This window comes from Ideonella alba, from assembly GCF_018069875.1.
Lineage (GTDB): Bacteria > Pseudomonadota > Gammaproteobacteria > Burkholderiales > Burkholderiaceae_C > Ideonella > Ideonella alba.
The window spans coordinates 108,767-125,807 of sequence record NZ_JAGQDF010000013.1 but is presented as its reverse complement, the minus strand read 5'-3'; the positions used below and the strand labels follow the sequence as shown (position 1 = coordinate 125,807).

Genomic DNA, 17,041 nt, shown 5'->3' with positions numbered 1-17,041 from the left:
CTCAGGTCTCGGTGGACAGCACCGCCGCCAGGTCCGGCGCGCGTGGATGCATGCTCAGGTTGGTCTCGACGCTGCGCAGGTGGTGTTCCATCAGGCGCACCACCGCACGGCTGTCGCGGCGGGCCAGCGCGTCGACGATGGCCTCGTGCTCGGCCTGCGAGGCCTCGGCCGAATGCGCCGACTGGTACATCAGCGAGATCAGCGAGGAGCGCCGCAGCAGTTCTTCCAGCAGCTGCGCCAGCACCTCGTTGCCCATCATCCGCGCCAGCAGCACATGGAAGTCGGCCAGCAGCCGGGTGCGGCCGGGCACGTCGGTGCGGGCCACCGCCTCGCGCTCGGCCTTCAGGTGGCGGCGCAGTTCGGTGACCTGGGCGTCGGTGATGCGCGCGCACAGCTGGCGCGCCATCGCCGACTCGATCATCGAGCGCACCTCGAAGACCTGGCGCGCTTCTTCCGGGCTGGGCATGGCCACGAAGGCGCCGCGCGCCGGCTCCAGCGTCACCAGGCGGTCGCGGCTGAGCTGGTTCAGCGCCTGGCGCACCAGCGTGCGCGAGACCTGGAAGATGTCGGCCAGCTTCTGCTCGGCCAGCTTGGTGCCGGGCATCAGCCGGCGCTCGACGATGGCGGTGGTGATCGACTCGACGATGCGCGCGGTGCTGCCCATGACCTGTGCCTCTGCGGCCGCCTCGGCCACGGCGGCACGCGGCTTGCGTGCTGTGCGGGTGGTGGTGGTGGCGCTGCGGGTCATGATCGGTTGACGTGTATTCGAAAGTGTATACACTTTTATGCATTCCGCAAGCCACGCCACCGAAAGGACACCTCCCATGGGACTCAGCACCCACGTGCTCGACACGATGAACGGCTGCCCCGCCGCCGGCATGGCGGTGCGCCTGGAGCGCCTGCTGCCCGGTGGCAGCCAGGTGATCCGCAGCCTGACCCTGAACGACGACGGCCGGGCCGACGGGGGCCCGCTGCTGGCCGGCCTGGACATGCAGATCGGCCGCTACCGGCTGGTGTTCTCGGTGGCCGCGTACTTCAAGTCCCGCGGCGTGGACCTGCCCGACCCGCCCTTCCTGGACGAGGTGCCGCTGGACTTCGGCATCGCCGACATCGCCGCGCACTACCACGTGCCGCTGCTGGTCAGCCCCTGGTCGTATTCCACCTACCGCGGCTCCTGAAGCCGCCACGCCGGGCACGGCACTTGCACGCGCCCGCACACCCTCACCCTGCCGGAGTTGCTGCCATGCGCCTGTCCCGCCGCCTTGCCCTGTCCTGCCTGGCGCTGGCCGCCAGCCTGGCCGCACTGCCCGCCCGGGCCGCCTGGCCCGACAAGCCCATCCGCCTGGTGGTGACCTTTGCCGCCGGCGGCGCCAGCGACATCGTCGCCCGCACCATCGCCGACCCGCTGGCCAAGGCGCTGGGCCAGCCGGTGGTGGTGGACAACAAGCCCGGTGCCGGCGGCACGATCGGGGGCCTCGACGTGGTGCGCTCCGCACCCGATGGCTACACGCTGATGCTGTCGAACTCCACGCCCACCTCGATCGGCCCGTACACCGTGCCCAAGCCGCCCTACGACCCGGTCAAGCAGTTCACCCATGTGGCGATGCTGGGCGTGGCGCCGGTGCTGATCATGGCGAACCCCAAGACCGGCCCGGCCAGCCTGAAGGACCTGCCCAAGGCGGCGGCCGCCCCAGGCTTCGTCTTCGGCAGCGGCGGGCCGGGCTCGATCGGCCACATCGTCGGCGAGATGACCAAGGACGCGATGAAGCTGCAGATGACGCACGTGCCCTACCGCGGCGGTGCGCCCATGACCACCGACCTGATCGCCGGCACGATCCCACTGGGCATCGACGTCATCACCGCCTTCGTGCCCATGGTCAAGAGCGGTCAGATCCGCGCGCTGGCCGTGACCACGCCGGGCCGCTCGCCGCTGCTGCCCGAGGTGCCCAGCGTCACCGAGCTGGGCCTGCCGCAGCTGGTGGCCGAGAACTACTTCGGCGTCTCCGGCCCGGCCGGCCTGCCCAAGGAGGTGGTCGATCGGCTGACCAAGGCGCTTGCAGACATCGAGTCCGACCCCGCCATCCTCAAGCGCTTCGGCGAGCTGGGCATCACCCCCTCGCGCATGACCGGCGCCGCCTTCGGCGCCTTCGTCGCCAAGCAGGTGGCCGACTGGGCCCCGGCCATCAAGGCGGCTGACCTGGCGCCCTGAGGCACGCACATCCGGGTCGTCCCGCTGGACGATCGTGTACGAATGTGTATACACTTTGACCCACGTCGCCGCGGAGCCCGCGTCGCCCTGCCCGGGGCGCGGTTGCGACGTCACTCCCTCACAGAGCCCGCCGTGGTGAGGACCGGCCAGCGTCGCCCCCCGGCGTCCCGGCCGGCCGAACGCTAGAGGGCATGATGGAAGCGTATCTCCTCGACTGGGCCAACCTGCTGCTGCGCTGGCTGCACGTGATCACCGCGATCGCGTGGGTGGGCTCCTCGTTCTACTTCGTCTGGCTGGACAACCACCTGATCCGGCCCAAGTCGCCCGACCTGCTGGAAAAGGGCGTGGATGGTGCGCTGTGGGCGGTGCACGGCGGGGGTTTCTACAACCCGCAGAAGTACATGGTGGCGCCCAAGAAGATCCACACCGAGCTGCACTGGTTCTACTGGGAAAGCTACTCCACCTGGCTGTCGGGCTTTGCGCTGTTCACGGTGCTGTACCTGTTCAACGCCAGCACCTTCCTGATCGACCAGAGCGTCTACGCCTGGACGCCACTGGGCGCGATCGCCGCGGCGCTGGGCTTCCTGGTGGTGTTCTGGCTGGTCTATGACGGCATCTGCCGCACGCTGGGCGCCGGCCCCGAGGCCGACACCAAGGTGGGCGTGCTGATCACCGTGCTGGTGGTCTTCGCCGCCTGGCTGGCCTGCCAGCTGTTCGCGGGCCGCGCTGCCTTCCTTCTGGTGGGCGCGATGATGGCCACGTCGATGAGCGCCAACGTGTTCTTCTGGATCATCCCGGGCCAGCGCAAGATCGTCGCGGCGATGACCGCCGGCCAGCCGTCCGATCCGATCCACGGCAAGCGCGGCAAGCAGCGCAGCGTGCACAACACCTACTTCACGCTGCCGGTGCTGGCGGCCATGCTGAGCAACCACTACGGCATGCTCTACAGCCACCGCTGGAACTGGGTGATCCTGGTGCTGATCATGCTGGGCGGGGCGCTGATCCGGCACTTCTTCGTGGCCCGCCACAAGACCCACGTCAAGGGCCTGCCCGACCCCTGGCCCTGGGCCGTGGCCGGCGTGCTGCCGCTGCTGGCGGCGGTGGCCCTGGCCGCGCCCTGGGACCGCCTGAACGCCCCACCGCCGCGGGCCGACGCCCCGGCGCCCACGCTGGCCGCCGTGCAGACCATCGCGCAGCAGCGCTGCGTGATGTGCCACAACGAGCAGGTCAACAACAAGGGCGTGATGCTGCACAGCGCCGAGCTGATCGTGAAGCACGCGCCGCAGGTCTACCAGCAGGCCGTGGTGCAGCGCCTGATGCCGCTGAACAACGCCACCGGCATCACCGAAGACGAACGCGCGCTCATCGCGCGCTGGTTCGAATCCGGCGCAAAACCCTAGACCCCCACGCTCCCTGCCGGTCGCTGCCCCCCGAGGGGGCTTTGGCAGCGGACCGGCGAAGCCGGATCCGCGCCAATCTCTTGACGGGGTCTGCTGGCTGCTGAACGACAAGACGAGGAGACATCCATGACAACCGCATCCACGGTCCACCCGGTGGACGAGAAACTGCCTGCTGGCCGCCTGGCCGCGCTGGGCCTGCAGCATGTGCTGGTGATGTACGCCGGCGCGATCGCGGTGCCGCTGATCGTCGGCCGGGCGCTCAAGCTCAGCCCCGAGCAGGTGGCGCTGCTGATCTCGGCCGACCTGTTCTGCTGCGGCCTGGTCACGCTGATCCAGTCACTGGGCTTCACGCGCTGGTTCGGCATCAAGCTGCCGGTGATGATGGGCGTGACCTTCGCCGCGGTGGGCCCGATGGTGGCCATGGCCAACGCCATGCCCGGCCCGGACGGCGCCCGCGCGATCTTCGGCGCCATCATCGGCGCCGGTGTGATCGCCATGCTGCTGGCGCCGGTGATGGGCCGCCTGCTGCGCTACTTCCCGCCGGTGGTCACCGGCACCATCATCGCGGTCATCGGCATCAGCCTGATGCGGGTGGGCGTGGGTTGGGCGCTGGGCGGCCCGGCCAACCTGGCGCAGAACGTGGACGTGCCCAAGCTGGTGGCCATGGTCGATGGCGCCAAGGCCACGGCTGAGGCGGCGGCCGCGTCGGCCGCCCCAGGCGCCTCGGCACCCGCGCTGAAGCTGGGCCCGGTGCCCATGGTCAACAACCCCGGCTACGGTGCGCTCGACAACCTGGCGATCGCCGGCTTCGTGCTGGCCGTGGTGCTGCTGCTGGTGAAGTACGGCCGCGGCTTCGTCGCCAACATCGCGGTGCTGCTGGGCATCGTCGCCGGCAGCGTGCTGGCGGTGGCGCTGGGCAAGATGAATTTCGACAAGGTGGCCAAGGCCGCCTGGGTGGATGTGGTCACGCCCTTCGCCTTCGGCATGCCCAGCTTCGACCCGTTGATGATCGGCACGATGACGCTGGTGATGATCGTCGTGATGATCGAGTCCACCGGCATGTTCCTGGCGCTGTCCGACATCACCGGCAAGCGCGTCAGCCAGGCCGAGCTCACCGCCGGCCTGCGCACCGACGGCCTGGGCACGCTGATCGGCGGCCTGTTCAACACCTTCCCCTACACCAGCTTCTCGCAGAACGTGGGCCTGGTGGGCGTGACCGGCGTGCGCAGCCGCTATGTGTGCGTGGCCGCCGGTGTGATCATGATCGTGCTGGGCCTGCTGCCCAAGATGGCGGCGCTGGTCGAATCGGTGCCGCAGTTCGTGCTGGGCGGCGCCGGCCTGGTGATGTTCGGCATGGTGGCCGCCACTGGCATCCGCATCCTCGGCCGCGTGGACTTTGCCGGCAACCGCCACAACCTCTACATCGTCGCCATCTCGGTGGGCATGGGCCTGGTGCCGCTGGTGGCACCGCGCTGGACGCAGCAGATGCCGCACCAGCTGCACCCGCTGCTGGAGTCGGGCATCCTGCTGGCGGCCCTGACCGCGGTGCTGCTGAACCTGTTCTTCAATGGCAGCCGGGGCGCAGATACCGCGGCCTCGGTCGAAGCGTCGAAGAGCTTCGACGCCCACTGAGCCCCGCTGGCCGCCCGGCCGCTCAGGCCTGCGGCCAGCCATCCGCCGCCATCGCGCTGCGCAGGAACTCGATGAAGTGCGTCACCTTGGCCGGCACCAGCCGGGGTGACGGGAACACCGCGTGGATGTCCTGCGCCGGCAGCGCGTGGTCGGCCAGCACCGGCTGCAGGCGGCCGTCCTCCAGCGCATGGCGCGCCACGTACAGCGGCAGCGCGGCCAGGCCCAGGCCGGCGCAGCAGGCGCCCAGCACCGCGCTCAGGTTGTTCGAGCGCAGCGGCCCGCGCACCGGCACCGACAGCTCCACGCCGCCGGGTGGGCGCAGCGTCCAGCGGTCGTCGCCCTGCACGCTGGAATAGACCAGGCAGGCGTGGGTGACCAGTTCGGCCGCATCGGCCGGCGCGCCATGGGCAGCCAGGTAGCCAGGCGCCGCCACCAGCAGCCAGGGGTTGCGGCCCAGGAAGCGCGCGCCCAGTGACGAATCGGCCAGCCGGCCCATGCGGATCGCCACGTCCACGCCCTGCTCGACCAGGTTGACGTAGCGGTCCTCGAAGCTCAGGTCCAGCACCACCTCGGGGTGGGCCTGCATGTAGCGCAGCGCCAGTGGCACCAGCACCCGCCGGCCAAAGGCCACCGAGCTGCTCACCCGCAGCTGGCCCGCCAGCCGGCCCTGCTGCAGCGCGGCCAGGTTGTCGGCCTCGTCCAGTGCCTCGGCGATGCGCTTGCACTGCTCGTAGTAGCGCTGGCCGATCTCGGTGGGCGCCACGCCACGCGTAGAGCGGTGCAGCAGCCGCGCGCCCAGGTGCTGCTCGATCGCCGCCACCGCCTTGGTGGCGGTGGGCTGGGTCACGCCCAGCTCGGCAGCGGCCTTGCTGAAGCTGCCGGTCTCGACGACCCGGATGAAGAGTTGCACGCGCGCGATGCGGTCCATGGCGCCGATCCTAGGGCCACCAGCCATTCCTGCGCAGAATAGGACTTATCGACGGACTGCGGTTCACAGCACCGCCGTCACGCCCGAGCATCCGCCCCAACCCCTACAGGAGACACGCGATGCCCAAGATGACCGCGGCCATGGCCGCCGTGCTGGTGATGGAAAAGGAAGGCGTGACCCAGGCCTTCGGCGTCCCCGGCGCGGCCATCAACCCCTTGTACGCCCAGCTGCGCGAGCGGCAGACCATCGGCCACATCCTGGCCCGCCATGTCGAGGGCGCCTCGCACATGGCCGAGGGCTACACCCGCGCCAAGGCCGGCAACATCGGCGTGTGCATCGGCACCTCGGGCCCGGCCGGCACCGACATGATCACCGGCCTGTATTCGGCCCAGGCCGACTCCATCCCCATCCTGTGCATCACCGGCCAGGCGCCGCGCGCCCGGATGCACAAGGAAGACTTCCAGGCGGTGGACATCGCCCGCATCGCCGCCCCGGTCACCAAGTGGGCCACCACGGTCATGGAGCCGGCCCAGGTGCCGCGCGCCTTCCAGCAGGCCTTCCACCTGATGCGCTCGGGCCGCCCGGGCCCGGTGCTGATCGACCTGCCGGCCGATGTGCAGACCGCCGAGATCGAGTTCGACATCGACACCTACGCCCCGCTGCCCGTCTACAAGCCCGCCGCCACCCGCGCCCAGATCGCCCACGCGCTGGCGATGCTGCAGACCGCCGAGCGACCGCTGATCGTGGCCGGCGGCGGCATCATCAATGCCGACGCCAGCGCGCTGCTGGTGGCGTTCGCCGAGCTGACCGGCATCCCGGTGATCCCCACGCTGATGGGCTGGGGCGCGATCCCCGACGACCACCCGCTGATGGCCGGCATGGCCGGCCTGCAGACCCAGCACCGCTACGGCAACGCCACGCTGCTGGCCAGCGACTTCGTACTGGGCATCGGCAACCGCTGGGCCAACCGCCACACCGGCTCGCCCGAGGTCTACTGCCGCGGCCGGCGCTTCATCCATGTGGACATCGAGCCCACCCAGATCGGCCGTGTCTTCGCGCCCGACTACGGCATCGTCAGCGATGCCCGCGCAGCGCTGGAACTGTTCGTCGAGGTGGCGCGCGAGATGCAAGCCGCCGGCACGCTGAAGGACCGCCGCGCCTGGGCCGCCGACTGCGCCGCGCGCAAGCGCGACCTGGGCCAGCAGCGCAAGACACAGTTCGACCAGGTGCCGATGAAGCCGCAACGCGTCTACCAGTGCATGAACCGCGCCTTCGGCCGCGACACCACCTACGTCAGCACCATCGGCCTGAGCCAGATCGCCGGCGCGCAGTTCCTGCACGTCTACCACCCGCGCCACTGGATCAACTGCGGCCAGGCCGGCCCGCTGGGCTGGACCGTGCCCGCCGCGCTGGGGGTGCGTGCGGCCGATCCGGGGCGGCGCATCGTGGCGCTGTCGGGCGACTACGACTTCCAGTTCATGCTGGAAGAGCTGGCCGTGGGCGCGCAGTTCAAGCTGCCCTACCTGCACCTGGTGCTGAACAACAGCTACCTCGGTCTGATCCGCCAGGCGCAGCGCGGCTTCAACATGGACTACTGCGTGCAGCTGGGCTTCGACAACATCAACACCCCGCCCGGGCAGAACGCGCGCCGCTACGGCGTGGACCACATCAAGGTGGTGGAAGGCCTGGGCTGCAAGGCGATCCGCGTGGAGCGCCCCGAGGACTTCGCCCCGGCCATCGCCCAGGCCGAGGCCTGGATGAGCGAGTACCAGGTGCCGGTGGTAGTGGAGGTGCTGCTGGAGCAGGTCACCAACATCGCGATGGGCACCGAGATCAACGCCATCCATGAGTTCGAGGAACTCGCCACCACCGCCGCCGACGCCCCCACCGCGCTGGCCCTGATCGACTGAGGACCGCCCATGCCGCGCTTGGCTGCCAACCTGACGATGCTCTTCACCGAGGTCCCGTTCCTGGACCGCTTCGAGCGCGCCGCGCGCGCCGGTTTCCAGGCGGTGGAGTTCCTCTTTCCCTACCCGTTTGCAGCCGACGAGATCCGTGCCCGGCTGGACGCCCACGGCCTGCAGTGCGTGCTGCACAACCTGCCCGCCGGCCACTGGGACCTGGGCGAGCGCGGCATCGCCTGCCTGCCCGGCCGCGAGGAGGAATTCCGCCGCGGCGTGGACACCGCGCTGCGCTACGCCGAAGCGCTGGGGGTGCAGCAGCTCAACTGCCTGGTGGGCATCGCCCCCGCTGGTGTCGACGAGGCCACGCAGCGCGCCACGCTGCTGGCCAACCTGCGTCATGCGGCGGATGCGCTGGGCCGCGCCGGCCTGACGCTGCTGGTCGAGCCGATCAACCGCTACGACATCCCCGGCTTCTGGCTCCACCGCAGCGAGCAGGCGATCGCGCTGATCGACGAGGTCGGCTCGCCGCACCTGAAGCTGCAGCACGACCTCTACCACGCGCAGCGCAGCGAGGGCGAGCTGGTCGGCACGCTGCAGCGCCTGATGCCGCGCATCGGCCACCTGCAGATCGCCGACAACCCCGGCCGCCACGAGCCCGGCACCGGCGAAATCCACTGGCCGTTCGTCTTCGCCGAGATCGACCGCCTGGGCTACGCCGGCTGGATCGGCTGCGAATACAAGCCCGCCACCAGCACCGAGGCCGGCCTGGGCTGGCGCCAGCGCCTGGCCCTCTGAAACCACAGCTTGCCTCACAGGATCATTGCATGAGCCACCCTGAGTCCCGCGCCCTCGGCTTCATCGGCCTGGGCATCATGGGCGCGCCGATGTGCGCCCACCTGATCGACGCCGGCCACACGCTGTTCGTCCACACCCGCTCGCGCGTGCCCGAGGCAGTGGCCAGCCGCCGCGCCACCCACTGCACCACCGCGCGCGGCGTGGCCGAGCGCGCCGAGGTGATCTTCCTGATGCTGCCCGACACGCCCGATGTCGAGCGCGTGCTCTTCGGCCCCGACGGCGTGGCCGAAGGCCTGAAGAACGCCACCACCCGCAAGACGGTGGTCGACATGAGCTCGATCTCTCCCATCGCCACGCGCGGCTTCGCCCACCGCATGGCCGCGCTGGGGCACGATTACGTCGACGCACCGGTGTCGGGCGGCGAAGTGGGCGCGAAGAGCGCCACGCTGTCGATCATGGCCGGTGGCGACGAAGGCGCCTTCGGCCGCATCCGCCCGCTGCTGCAGCACATGGGCCAGAACATCACCTGGGTGGGCGAGGCCGGTGCCGGCCAGACCGCCAAGGTGGCCAACCAGATCGTCGTGGCACTGACGATCGAGGCCGTGGCCGAGGCGCTGGTGTTCGCCGCCAAGGCCGGCGTCGATCCGGCCAAGGTGCGCCAGGCGCTGCTGGGCGGCTTTGCCAACTCGAAGATCCTGGAGGTGCATGGCGAGCGCATGGTCAAGCGCACGTTCAACCCGGGCTTCCGGATCTCGCTTCACCAGAAGGACCTGGCGCTGGCGCTGGACAGTGCGCGCGCGCTGGGCATGGCCCTGCCCAACACCGCCAGCACCCAGCAGCTGTTCTCGGCCTGCGTGGCCCAGGGCGGCGCCGGCTGGGACCACTCGGCGCTGGTGCGGGCGATCGAGGCCCTGGCCGGCCAGGCCGTGGCCGACTGACCCGCCCGCGATGGACCCCCGCACGCTGCTGCGCCAGCTGTTCGACGCCGCGATCGCCTCAGCCCAGCCCGCGCGCGCACTGGCACCCCACCTGGCCGGTCTGGCCGAATCCACCCGGGGCCGCATCCGCGTGCTGGGCGCCGGCAAGGCGGCTGCCGCCATGGCCCAGGCGCTGGAGCAGGCCTGGCCCGGCGACCCGGCCCGGCTGGGCGGCCTGGTGGTCACCCGCTACGGCTATGGCGCCGCCTGCCGCCACATCGAGGTGGTGGAAGCCGCCCACCCGGTGCCCGACGCTGCCGGCCAGCAGGCCGCCGCCCAGCTGATGGCCGAAGCCCGCGCGCTGGGCCGCGACGACCTGGCCCTGGTGCTGATCTCCGGCGGTGGCTCGGCGCTGCTGCCGCTGCCCCCCGATGGCGCCACGCTGGCCGATCTGCAGACCCTGAACCGCGCGCTGCTGGCCAGCGGCGCCACGATCCGCGAGATGAACACCGTGCGCCGCCACCTGTCCGCCATCCAGGGCGGTCGCCTGGCCGCTGCCGCCCACCCGGCGCGGGTGCTGACGCTGGCACTGTCCGACGTGCCCGGCGACGACCCGGTGGACATCGCCAGCGGCCCCACCGTGGCCGACCCCAGCACCGTGGCCGACGCGCAGGCGGTGATCGATCGCCACCGCATCACGCTGCCCCCCGCGCTGGCGGCGGCGCTGCAGCGCCCGGAGGCCGAATCGGCCAAGCCCGGCGACCCGCGCCTGGCCCGCGCCGAATGCCGCCTGATCGCCACGCCCGGCCAGGCCTTGCAGGCCGCTGCGGCCGTCGCCCGCGCGGCCGGCATCACCCCGCTGATCCTGGGCGATGCGCTGGAGGGCGAGGCCCGCGAGGTGGGCACGGTGCTGGCTGGCATCGCCCGCCACGCCGCGCGCCAGGGCCAGCCCGCCACCCGGCCCTGCGTGCTGCTCAGCGGCGGCGAGACCACGGTCACGCTGGCCCAGGGCCTGGGTGGGCGCGGCGGCCGCAACGTCGAGTGCCTGCTGGCCAGCGCGATGGCGCTGCAGGGCGAGACCGGCGTCTGGGCCCTGGCCGGTGACACCGACGGCGTGGACGGCGCCGAGGAGGTGGCCGGCGCCGTGATTGGCCCGGACACGCTGGACCGCGCGGCGGCGCTGGGCCTGTCCGCCCGCCAGGCGCTGGACCGCCACGATGCCCACGCCTTCTTCGAGCAGTTGGGCGACCAGGTCATCACCGGCCCCACCCGCACCAACGTCAACGACTTCCGCGCCTTCCTGGTCCTCTGAGCGGGGACTCCTGGGGTTTTTTTCGCCGCGCCGCCGCGCGGCTTTCTCCACACCTGTCTTCATAGAAGTCTCATTGGTAGGAGTAGTAGAGGGCGCCCGCATCTGTGGACAAGTCGCTTTTGTCGTGGCCTGACAGGCACTTGGCGCACCGGTCTTCCTGTGTCCAGGCCCAGGGACGGCCACACGGTCGGGCGACAACAACTTGGCGCCACAGGCCCTGCCCTGTGGACAAGCCCGACTTGTTCAGGACACTGTCCACAGCCTTGTGCGTTGACAGCGCGCCAGAATGCCGCCATGAGCCGCCCCGCCCCCGCCTGGAAGCCGCCGCCGCGCCAGGGCGTGGGGGCCAGCGCGGTGGCCTTGCCGCACGGGGACTGGCCCACGGTGCTGGCCTTTCTGGCCTGGCGCCTGCCCAAGGCCAGCACCGCCGAATGGGCCCAGCGTCTGGCTGCGGGCGAGGTCTTCGACGAGACCGGCCAGCCGGTGCCGCCTGACGCCGCCTACCGCCCGGGCCAGCGGCTCTGGTACTGGCGCACCCCGCCTGCCGAGCAGCCGGTGCCCTTCCAGGCCGAGATCCTGTTTCAGGACACCCACCTGCTGGTGGTCGACAAGCCGCATTTCCTGGCAATGACGCCCAAGGGCCGCCATGCCCGCGAAACCCTGCTGGCCCGGTTGCAGCACCAGCTGGGCCTGGACACCCTGGTGCCCATCCACCGCCTGGACCGCGAGACCGCCGGCGTGGTGGTTTTCAGCCTGCGGCCCCAGGACCGCGGCGCCTACCAGGCGCTGTTCCGCGAGCGGGCCGTGGCCAAGGTCTACGAGGCACTGGCGCCTGACCGGGCCGACCTGGCCTTTCCGCTGACCCGCCACACCCGCCTGGCGCCCTGCAGCGAACAGTTCATGGTGGTGCGCGAGGTGCCCGGCGAGCCCAACGCCCTCACGCGCATCGAGCTGATCGAGCGCCTGGGTGACCTGGCCCGCTACCGCCTGCACCCGCAGACCGGCCAGACCCACCAGCTGAGGGTGCACCTGAACGCGCTGGGCCTGCCCATCGTGGGTGACCGCATCTACCCGGTGCTGCAGCCGGCGCCCGCAGCCGGTGAGGCCGAGGACTTCAGCGCGCCGCTGCAGCTGCTGGCGCGGCGCATCGCCTTCACCGATCCGGTGACCGGTCAGGCCCGGGTGTTCGAGAGCCGACGGCAGCTGGCGCTGCCGCCCAGTATCCCTTCCATGTCTTCAATATCTGATTGGTCATAGCAGTAGAGCAGGCGCTGCGCTGTGGACAAGGCGCCGAGCCGCCGCTGCGACAGGCACTTGCGTGACCGCAGACCCTGTGGGCAGCACCCGGGAGGGATCCGGGATGAACAGACAACAACCTGCGCAGCGCAGACGCGGCTGTGGACAAGCGAGGAGTTGTTCCAGGCTTGTCCAAAGGTTTGTCCAGAGGCCCGCCGCCCGCACGGGCGGCGGCTGAACGGGCAGGGGCGTCAGGGTGTCTGCAGGTAGACGACCTGGGTCTCCATGTACTCGTACAGCCCGTGCTTGCCGTCGGCGCCGCCGATGCCGCTCTTGCGCCGGCCGGCATGGAAGCCCTGCATCGCCTCGAAGTGCTCGCGGTTGATGTAGGTCTCGCCGAAGCGCAGCTCGCGCGCCGCCTTCATCGCGGCATTCAGGTTCTGCGTGAAGACCGACGAGGTCAGGCCGTACTCGGAGTCGTTGGCCAGGGCCAGCGCCTCGTCCAGGCTGTCGACCACGCGCAGCGGCAGCACCGGACCGAAGATTTCCTTGGTCATCACGTCCATGCCGTCGGTGCAGCCCACCAGCACCGTGGGCTCGTAGTGGAAGCCGGGGCGGTCGGCCACGCGGCCGCCGGTGCGCACCTGCGCGCCCTGCGCCTTGGCCGATTCGACCAGCGCCGCCACCTTGTCCAGGCCGGCCTGGTTCATCAGCGGGCCCATGTGCAGGTTGGGGTCGGTCAGCGGGTTGCCGTACTGGGTCTCGGCCATCAGGCGGGTGACACGGTCGGCCAGCCTGTCGGCGATGCCGCGCTGCACGTACACACGCTCGGCCGCGTTGCAGACCTGGCCAGTGTTGAGCACGCGGCTGTTGAACAGCGCGTTGGCGGTGAGCTCCAGATCGCAGTCGTCCAGCACGATGGCCGGGGCCTTGCCGCCCAGCTCCAGGTTCACGCGGGTCAGGTTCTTCGACGCGGCCTCCATGATCTTCATGCCGGTGCCCACATGGCCGGTGAACGAGATCAGGCCCACGTCCTTGTGCGCCGACAGCGCCGCGCCGGTGGTGCGGCCGCCGGTGACCAGGTTGAACACGCCCGCCGGCAGGCCGCACTCGTGCAGCAGCTCGGTGAAGTCGAAGGCGTTGAGCGGCGTTTCCTCGCTGCTCTTGATGACGATGGTGTTGCCCGCCACCAGCGCCGGCGCCATCTTGCGGGCGATCAGGAAGAAGGGGAAGTTCCACGGCAGGATGCCGGCCACCACGCCGATCGGGCGGCGGTGCAGGTAGATGGTCTCGCCGGGGCGGTCGCTGTTGAGGATCTCGCCCTCGATGCGGCGCGCCCACTCGGCCATGTAGTCCATGTAGTTGGCGGTGAAGTCGATCTCCACCTCGGCCAGCGGCAGGATCTTGCCCTGCTCCAGCGAGATGCGCCGGGCCAGGCGCGTCTTGTGCTCGCGCAGCTTCTGCGCGACGGTGCGGATGAAGCCGGCGCGCTGGATCGCGGGCAGGCGCTCCCAGGCCGGCTGGGCGGCCCGGGCGGCGGCCACCGCGCGGTCCACGTCGTCGGCGTTGGAGTCGGGCACGCTGGCGATGAACTCGCGGGTGCTGGGGTTGTGCACCTGCAGCGTGGCGGTGGACGAGGGGCTGACCCACTCGCCGTTGATGTAGTTGCGCTCGAACTTGTCCATGGTGTGTCTCCTGTGGTGGACGAAGGTCACTTCTCGAGTTTGAAGACCATGACCGTGCCGCCTTGCGGCACGGCCTGGGGCTTCCCGGTGAGGCTGTCGATGCCCGACTGCATGCGCTGGGCGTCGACGCCCCAGCCGGCCTGCACGGCGATGAACTGCTCGCCATTCACCTCGAAGGAGGTGGGCACGGCGGTCACGCCCGAAGGCATCGCGTACTGCCACAGCAACTGGCCGTTGCTGGCGTCGAAGGCGCGGAACTGGCGGTCGTTGGTGCCGCCGGCGAAGACCAGCTTGCCGCCGGTGGTCAGCAGCGGGGCCCAGAGGTGGGTGTCGAACTTGTGGACCCAGACCTGCTTGCCGGTCTTCAGGTCCCAGGCCTGCAGTTCGCCGATGGTGCTGGGCTTCTGGCCGTCCTTGTAGCGCAGGCTGCCCAGCACGCCCTCGATCGGGTAGCCGATATAGAGGTCACCCTTCTTGTACTTGCCGGGTTCGGCGGCGGGCAGTTCGGCGCACAGGTTGTTGTTGGCCGGGATGTAGAACAGGCCGGTCTTGGGGTTCCAGGCTTCCGGCGGCCAGTCCTTGCCACCCCACAGCGAGGGGCAGAACCCCACCGCCTTGCCCATGCCCGGGCGCTTGCTCTCGTCGTAGCTGGGCCGGCCGGTGGTCTTGTCGATGCCGGTGAAGACGTTGTTGTAGACGTAGGGCTGGGCGTCGATGAAGCCGATCTTGCCGCCCTCCTTGCGCTCCAGCATCCACAGGTAGCCGTTGCGGCCGGCGTGGATCGCGGCCTTGACCTTGCGGCCCTTGACCTCGGTGTCGATCAGCACCGGCGCGCTGACCTCGTCCCAGTCCCAGGCGTCGTTGTGGTGGTACTGGTGGTGGCCCTTGATGGCACCGGTGTCCACGTCCAGCGCGATGGCGCTGGTGGTGTAGAGGTTGTCGCCCTTGCGGCCCTCGGTGGGCCAGGGGGCGGGGTTGCCGGTGCCCCAGTAGGCCAGGTTGGTGGCGGCGTCGTAGCTGCCGGTGATCCAGATGCTGCCGCCGCCGTTCTTGTGGGTGTCGCCGGGCCAGGTGTCGCCGCCGGGCTCGCCCGGAGCGGCCGTGGTGAAGGTGCGCCAGGCTTCCTTGCCGGTGGCGGCGTCGAAGGCGGCGACGAAGCCGCGCACGCCGGTCTCGCCGCCCGACGAACCCACCATGATCTTGCCCTTGGCCGCCAGCGGCGCCAGCGTGATGTACTGCAGGGCCTTGGTGTCGCCCACCTGGGCGGCCCAGACCTGCTTGCCGGTCTTGGCGTCCAGCGCCACCAGCTGCGCGTCCACCGTGGCCACATAGACCTTGTCGCCGTACAGCGCCACACCGCGGTTGGTGGGGTGCAACTGCATCAGGTCACCGGGCAGCTCCTTCTTCCAGCGCCACAGCTCGGCGCCGCTGGCGGCGTCCAGCGCAATCACCTGCGCACCGGGCGTGGTGACGAACATGTAGCCGTTGTTGACGATCGGCGGCGACTGGTGGCCCTCGGTCTGGCCCGTGGCCAGCGACCAGGCCAGCTTGAGCTTGCCGACGTTGCCGGTGTGGATCTGCTCCAGCGGGCTGTAGCCCCAGCCGCCGTAATTGCCGCGGTACTGCAGCCAGTTGGCCGGCTCGGGGTTGGCCAGGCGGGCGTCGGTGACGGGGGCATAGGGGCCCAGCGCGAAGGCCGCGGGCGTGGCCAGCGTGAGGGCGATCAGCGCGGCGGTGAGCGGGCGCAGGGTGGGGTTCATCGTTTGTCTCCTGGGTGGTGTGTGGGAAAGCGAAGGCCTCAGGCGGGTGCGCCGCCGGGTGGGGCTGTGAAGGCGCCGGCGATCACCAGCTGATCGCCCTCCAGGCGCAGTGGCACGGCGGGCAGCGCGCGGGTGGCCGGCCCGCCGACGACCGCGCCGCCATCAAGCAGCGCGAACTTCGACGAGTGGCAGTAGCAGACCAGGGCCTTCTCCTTCGAGAGCCAGGTCTTCACGTCGCAGCCCTGGTGGGTGCAGACGGCGGAATAGGCCAGCACGCCGCCGGCCGCACGGGCGCGGGTGTCAGCGGCCATCTCGGCCTCGGTCAGGCGGATCAGCACGATCTTGTTCAGCCGGGTCTCGTCGCGCGGGGCGCCGCGCTGCGTGTCCAGCGGCCAGGCCACCAGCGGCTTGCCGGGCTTCAGGTCGGACAGGCGCAGCGGCTGCGGCGCGCCCTCGGCGTCTTCTTCCACCAGGCGGTCGCCGGCGGCCGCGGCGGCGGCCGGCAGGGCCGCCATGGCCAGCGGTGCAGCCAGGCTGGCCGAGGCGATGCGGATGACGCGGCGGCGGCTGGCATCGACCGGCGGCTGGCCACAGCAGCCGCAGGCGGGAGCGGGGGAGTCGGTGCGGTTCATGGGCAGATCCTCGGGTGAGTGCGGCCAATGTACTCTGAATTCAGAGTTCTGCATTTGGGGTAATCCCGGTGCATACTGAATTCAGAATGTCAATTTGTCGCGCCCATCGCTGCCTGCGCCCAGGCCCCGGGGAGGGTCGCGCGGTCAGCGCGCCGCGGCGGTCCGGCGGTGTCGATCCGGCGCCGGCTTGTTCGTCGAGAATCCCGTGGCGCCGTCGTCTGAGCGCGCCCGCCGATCCACCCTTCCCAGGAGTTCAGCCATGTCCTACATCGACGGCTTCGTGATCGCGGTGCCCACCGCGAACCGGCAGGCCTTCATCGACCATGCCCAGCACTTCGACGCCCTGTTCCTGGAGCTGGGCGCGCTGCGCGTGATGGAGTGCTGGGGCGACGACGTCCCCGACGGAAAGCTCACCGATTTCCGCCGCGCCGTTCAGGCCACGGCCGACGAAACCGTGGCCTTTTCATGGGTGGAGTGGCCCGACAAGGCCACCCGCGACGCCGGCATGAAGAAGATGATCGAGGACCCGCGGATGGACCCGAACAACCCGGACAACCCGCCGATGCCGTTTGACGGCAAGCGGATGATCTTCGGCGGCTTCCAGCCGGTGGTGGAGGTCAAGGCCTGATCG

At 70.5% G+C, this 17,041-nt stretch carries 15 protein-coding genes; 10 read left to right on the top strand and 5 right to left on the bottom strand.

Annotation, left to right across the window (positions count from 1 at the left end; genetic code table 11):
- Position 1: 1 nt before the first annotated feature.
- Complete coding sequence (locus KAK07_RS20155) at positions 2 to 748, bottom strand: GntR family transcriptional regulator (protein ID WP_210855300.1); 747 nt, start codon at positions 746 to 748, stop codon at positions 2 to 4.
- Between the two features lie 76 nt (positions 749 to 824).
- Between KAK07_RS20155 and uraH the strand changes: the two genes are divergently transcribed.
- The 4 genes from uraH (at position 825) to KAK07_RS20135 (ending at position 5,241) form a co-directional block, all read left to right on the top strand.
- Complete coding sequence (gene uraH / locus KAK07_RS20150) at positions 825 to 1,178, top strand: hydroxyisourate hydrolase (protein WP_210855303.1); 354 nt, start codon at positions 825 to 827, stop codon at positions 1,176 to 1,178.
- Positions 1,179 to 1,243: 65 nt separating this feature from the next.
- Positions 1,244 to 2,209: a Bug family tripartite tricarboxylate transporter substrate binding protein gene (locus KAK07_RS20145; protein WP_210855305.1), complete on the top strand. Its 966-nt coding sequence runs from the start codon at positions 1,244 to 1,246 to the stop codon at positions 2,207 to 2,209.
- Between the two features lie 194 nt (positions 2,210 to 2,403).
- Positions 2,404 to 3,609: a urate hydroxylase PuuD gene (locus tag KAK07_RS20140; RefSeq protein ID WP_210855307.1), complete on the top strand. Its 1,206-nt coding sequence runs from the start codon at positions 2,404 to 2,406 to the stop codon at positions 3,607 to 3,609.
- A 126-nt stretch (positions 3,610 to 3,735) separates the two neighbouring features.
- Positions 3,736 to 5,241: a nucleobase:cation symporter-2 family protein gene (locus tag KAK07_RS20135; protein ID WP_210855309.1), complete on the top strand. Its 1,506-nt coding sequence runs from the start codon at positions 3,736 to 3,738 to the stop codon at positions 5,239 to 5,241.
- A 22-nt stretch (positions 5,242 to 5,263) separates the two neighbouring features.
- On the opposite strand, the gene KAK07_RS20130 is transcribed toward KAK07_RS20135, so the two are convergent.
- Positions 5,264 to 6,169 (bottom strand): LysR family transcriptional regulator, encoded by a 906-nt coding sequence (locus KAK07_RS20130; RefSeq protein WP_210855311.1) that lies wholly within the window; start codon positions 6,167 to 6,169, stop codon positions 5,264 to 5,266.
- 119 nt (positions 6,170 to 6,288) lie between these two features.
- On the opposite strand from KAK07_RS20130, the gene gcl reads away from it, so the two are divergent.
- From gcl to KAK07_RS20105, 5 genes are all read left to right on the top strand, one after another.
- A complete protein-coding gene (gcl, locus tag KAK07_RS20125; RefSeq protein ID WP_210855313.1) occupies positions 6,289 to 8,079 on the top strand; it encodes a glyoxylate carboligase in 1,791 nt (596 codons plus the stop codon).
- Between the two features lie 9 nt (positions 8,080 to 8,088).
- Positions 8,089 to 8,868 (top strand): hydroxypyruvate isomerase, encoded by a 780-nt coding sequence (gene hyi / locus KAK07_RS20120; protein ID WP_210855315.1) that lies wholly within the window; start codon positions 8,089 to 8,091, stop codon positions 8,866 to 8,868.
- A gap of 29 nt (positions 8,869 to 8,897) precedes the next feature.
- The gene (locus KAK07_RS20115; protein WP_210855317.1) at positions 8,898 to 9,806 is read left to right on the top strand and encodes a 2-hydroxy-3-oxopropionate reductase; all 909 of its coding nucleotides are present in this window, start codon (positions 8,898 to 8,900) and stop codon (positions 9,804 to 9,806) included.
- Positions 9,807 to 9,816: 10 nt separating this feature from the next.
- On the top strand, positions 9,817 to 11,097 hold the full coding sequence (locus tag KAK07_RS20110; RefSeq protein WP_210855319.1) for a glycerate kinase type-2 family protein: 1,281 nt from the start codon (positions 9,817 to 9,819) through the stop codon (positions 11,095 to 11,097).
- A gap of 294 nt (positions 11,098 to 11,391) precedes the next feature.
- The gene (locus tag KAK07_RS20105; protein ID WP_210855321.1) at positions 11,392 to 12,354 is read left to right on the top strand and encodes a pseudouridine synthase; all 963 of its coding nucleotides are present in this window, start codon (positions 11,392 to 11,394) and stop codon (positions 12,352 to 12,354) included.
- A 230-nt stretch (positions 12,355 to 12,584) separates the two neighbouring features.
- On the opposite strand, the gene aldA is transcribed toward KAK07_RS20105, so the two are convergent.
- From aldA to KAK07_RS20090, 3 genes are read right to left on the bottom strand one after another with little or no spacing between them, the layout of a single operon-like run.
- Positions 12,585 to 14,018 (bottom strand): aldehyde dehydrogenase, encoded by a 1,434-nt coding sequence (gene aldA, locus KAK07_RS20100; protein WP_210855323.1) that lies wholly within the window; start codon positions 14,016 to 14,018, stop codon positions 12,585 to 12,587.
- 26 nt (positions 14,019 to 14,044) lie between these two features.
- The gene (locus KAK07_RS20095) at positions 14,045 to 15,778 is read right to left on the bottom strand and encodes a PQQ-dependent dehydrogenase, methanol/ethanol family (RefSeq protein WP_210855325.1); all 1,734 of its coding nucleotides are present in this window, start codon (positions 15,776 to 15,778) and stop codon (positions 14,045 to 14,047) included.
- Positions 15,779 to 15,816: 38 nt separating this feature from the next.
- The gene (locus tag KAK07_RS20090) at positions 15,817 to 16,410 is read right to left on the bottom strand and encodes a QcrA and Rieske domain-containing protein (protein WP_210862859.1); all 594 of its coding nucleotides are present in this window, start codon (positions 16,408 to 16,410) and stop codon (positions 15,817 to 15,819) included.
- A 259-nt stretch (positions 16,411 to 16,669) separates the two neighbouring features.
- Here KAK07_RS20090 and KAK07_RS20085 point away from each other — a divergent pair, with 259 nt between their 5' ends.
- On the top strand, positions 16,670 to 17,038 hold the full coding sequence (locus tag KAK07_RS20085; RefSeq protein WP_210855329.1) for a DUF1428 domain-containing protein: 369 nt from the start codon (positions 16,670 to 16,672) through the stop codon (positions 17,036 to 17,038).
- Positions 17,039 to 17,041: the final 3 nt, after the last annotated feature.

What these genes read in the sequence shown, in the direction of transcription:
- aldA (WP_210855323.1), bottom strand. Translation starts at nt 14,018, where the DNA reads ATGGACAAGTTCGAGCGCAACTACATCAACGGCGAGTGGGTCAGCCCC.
- KAK07_RS20090 (WP_210862859.1), bottom strand. Translation starts at nt 16,410, where the DNA reads ATGAACCGCACCGACTCCCCCGCTCCCGCCTGCGGCTGCTGTGGCCAG.
- gcl (WP_210855313.1), top strand. Translation starts at nt 6,289, where the DNA reads ATGCCCAAGATGACCGCGGCCATGGCCGCCGTGCTGGTGATGGAAAAG.
- KAK07_RS20110 (WP_210855319.1), top strand. Translation starts at nt 9,817, where the DNA reads ATGGACCCCCGCACGCTGCTGCGCCAGCTGTTCGACGCCGCGATCGCC.
- KAK07_RS20105 (WP_210855321.1), top strand. Translation starts at nt 11,392, where the DNA reads ATGAGCCGCCCCGCCCCCGCCTGGAAGCCGCCGCCGCGCCAGGGCGTG.
- KAK07_RS20155 (WP_210855300.1), bottom strand. Translation starts at nt 748, where the DNA reads ATGACCCGCAGCGCCACCACCACCACCCGCACAGCACGCAAGCCGCGT.
- KAK07_RS20085 (WP_210855329.1), top strand. Translation starts at nt 16,670, where the DNA reads ATGTCCTACATCGACGGCTTCGTGATCGCGGTGCCCACCGCGAACCGG.
- hyi (WP_210855315.1), top strand. Translation starts at nt 8,089, where the DNA reads ATGCCGCGCTTGGCTGCCAACCTGACGATGCTCTTCACCGAGGTCCCG.
- uraH (WP_210855303.1), top strand. Translation starts at nt 825, where the DNA reads ATGGGACTCAGCACCCACGTGCTCGACACGATGAACGGCTGCCCCGCC.
- KAK07_RS20145 (WP_210855305.1), top strand. Translation starts at nt 1,244, where the DNA reads ATGCGCCTGTCCCGCCGCCTTGCCCTGTCCTGCCTGGCGCTGGCCGCC.
- KAK07_RS20115 (WP_210855317.1), top strand. Translation starts at nt 8,898, where the DNA reads ATGAGCCACCCTGAGTCCCGCGCCCTCGGCTTCATCGGCCTGGGCATC.
- KAK07_RS20130 (WP_210855311.1), bottom strand. Translation starts at nt 6,169, where the DNA reads ATGGACCGCATCGCGCGCGTGCAACTCTTCATCCGGGTCGTCGAGACC.
- KAK07_RS20095 (WP_210855325.1), bottom strand. Translation starts at nt 15,778, where the DNA reads ATGAACCCCACCCTGCGCCCGCTCACCGCCGCGCTGATCGCCCTCACG.
- KAK07_RS20140 (WP_210855307.1), top strand. Translation starts at nt 2,404, where the DNA reads ATGGAAGCGTATCTCCTCGACTGGGCCAACCTGCTGCTGCGCTGGCTG.
- KAK07_RS20135 (WP_210855309.1), top strand. Translation starts at nt 3,736, where the DNA reads ATGACAACCGCATCCACGGTCCACCCGGTGGACGAGAAACTGCCTGCT.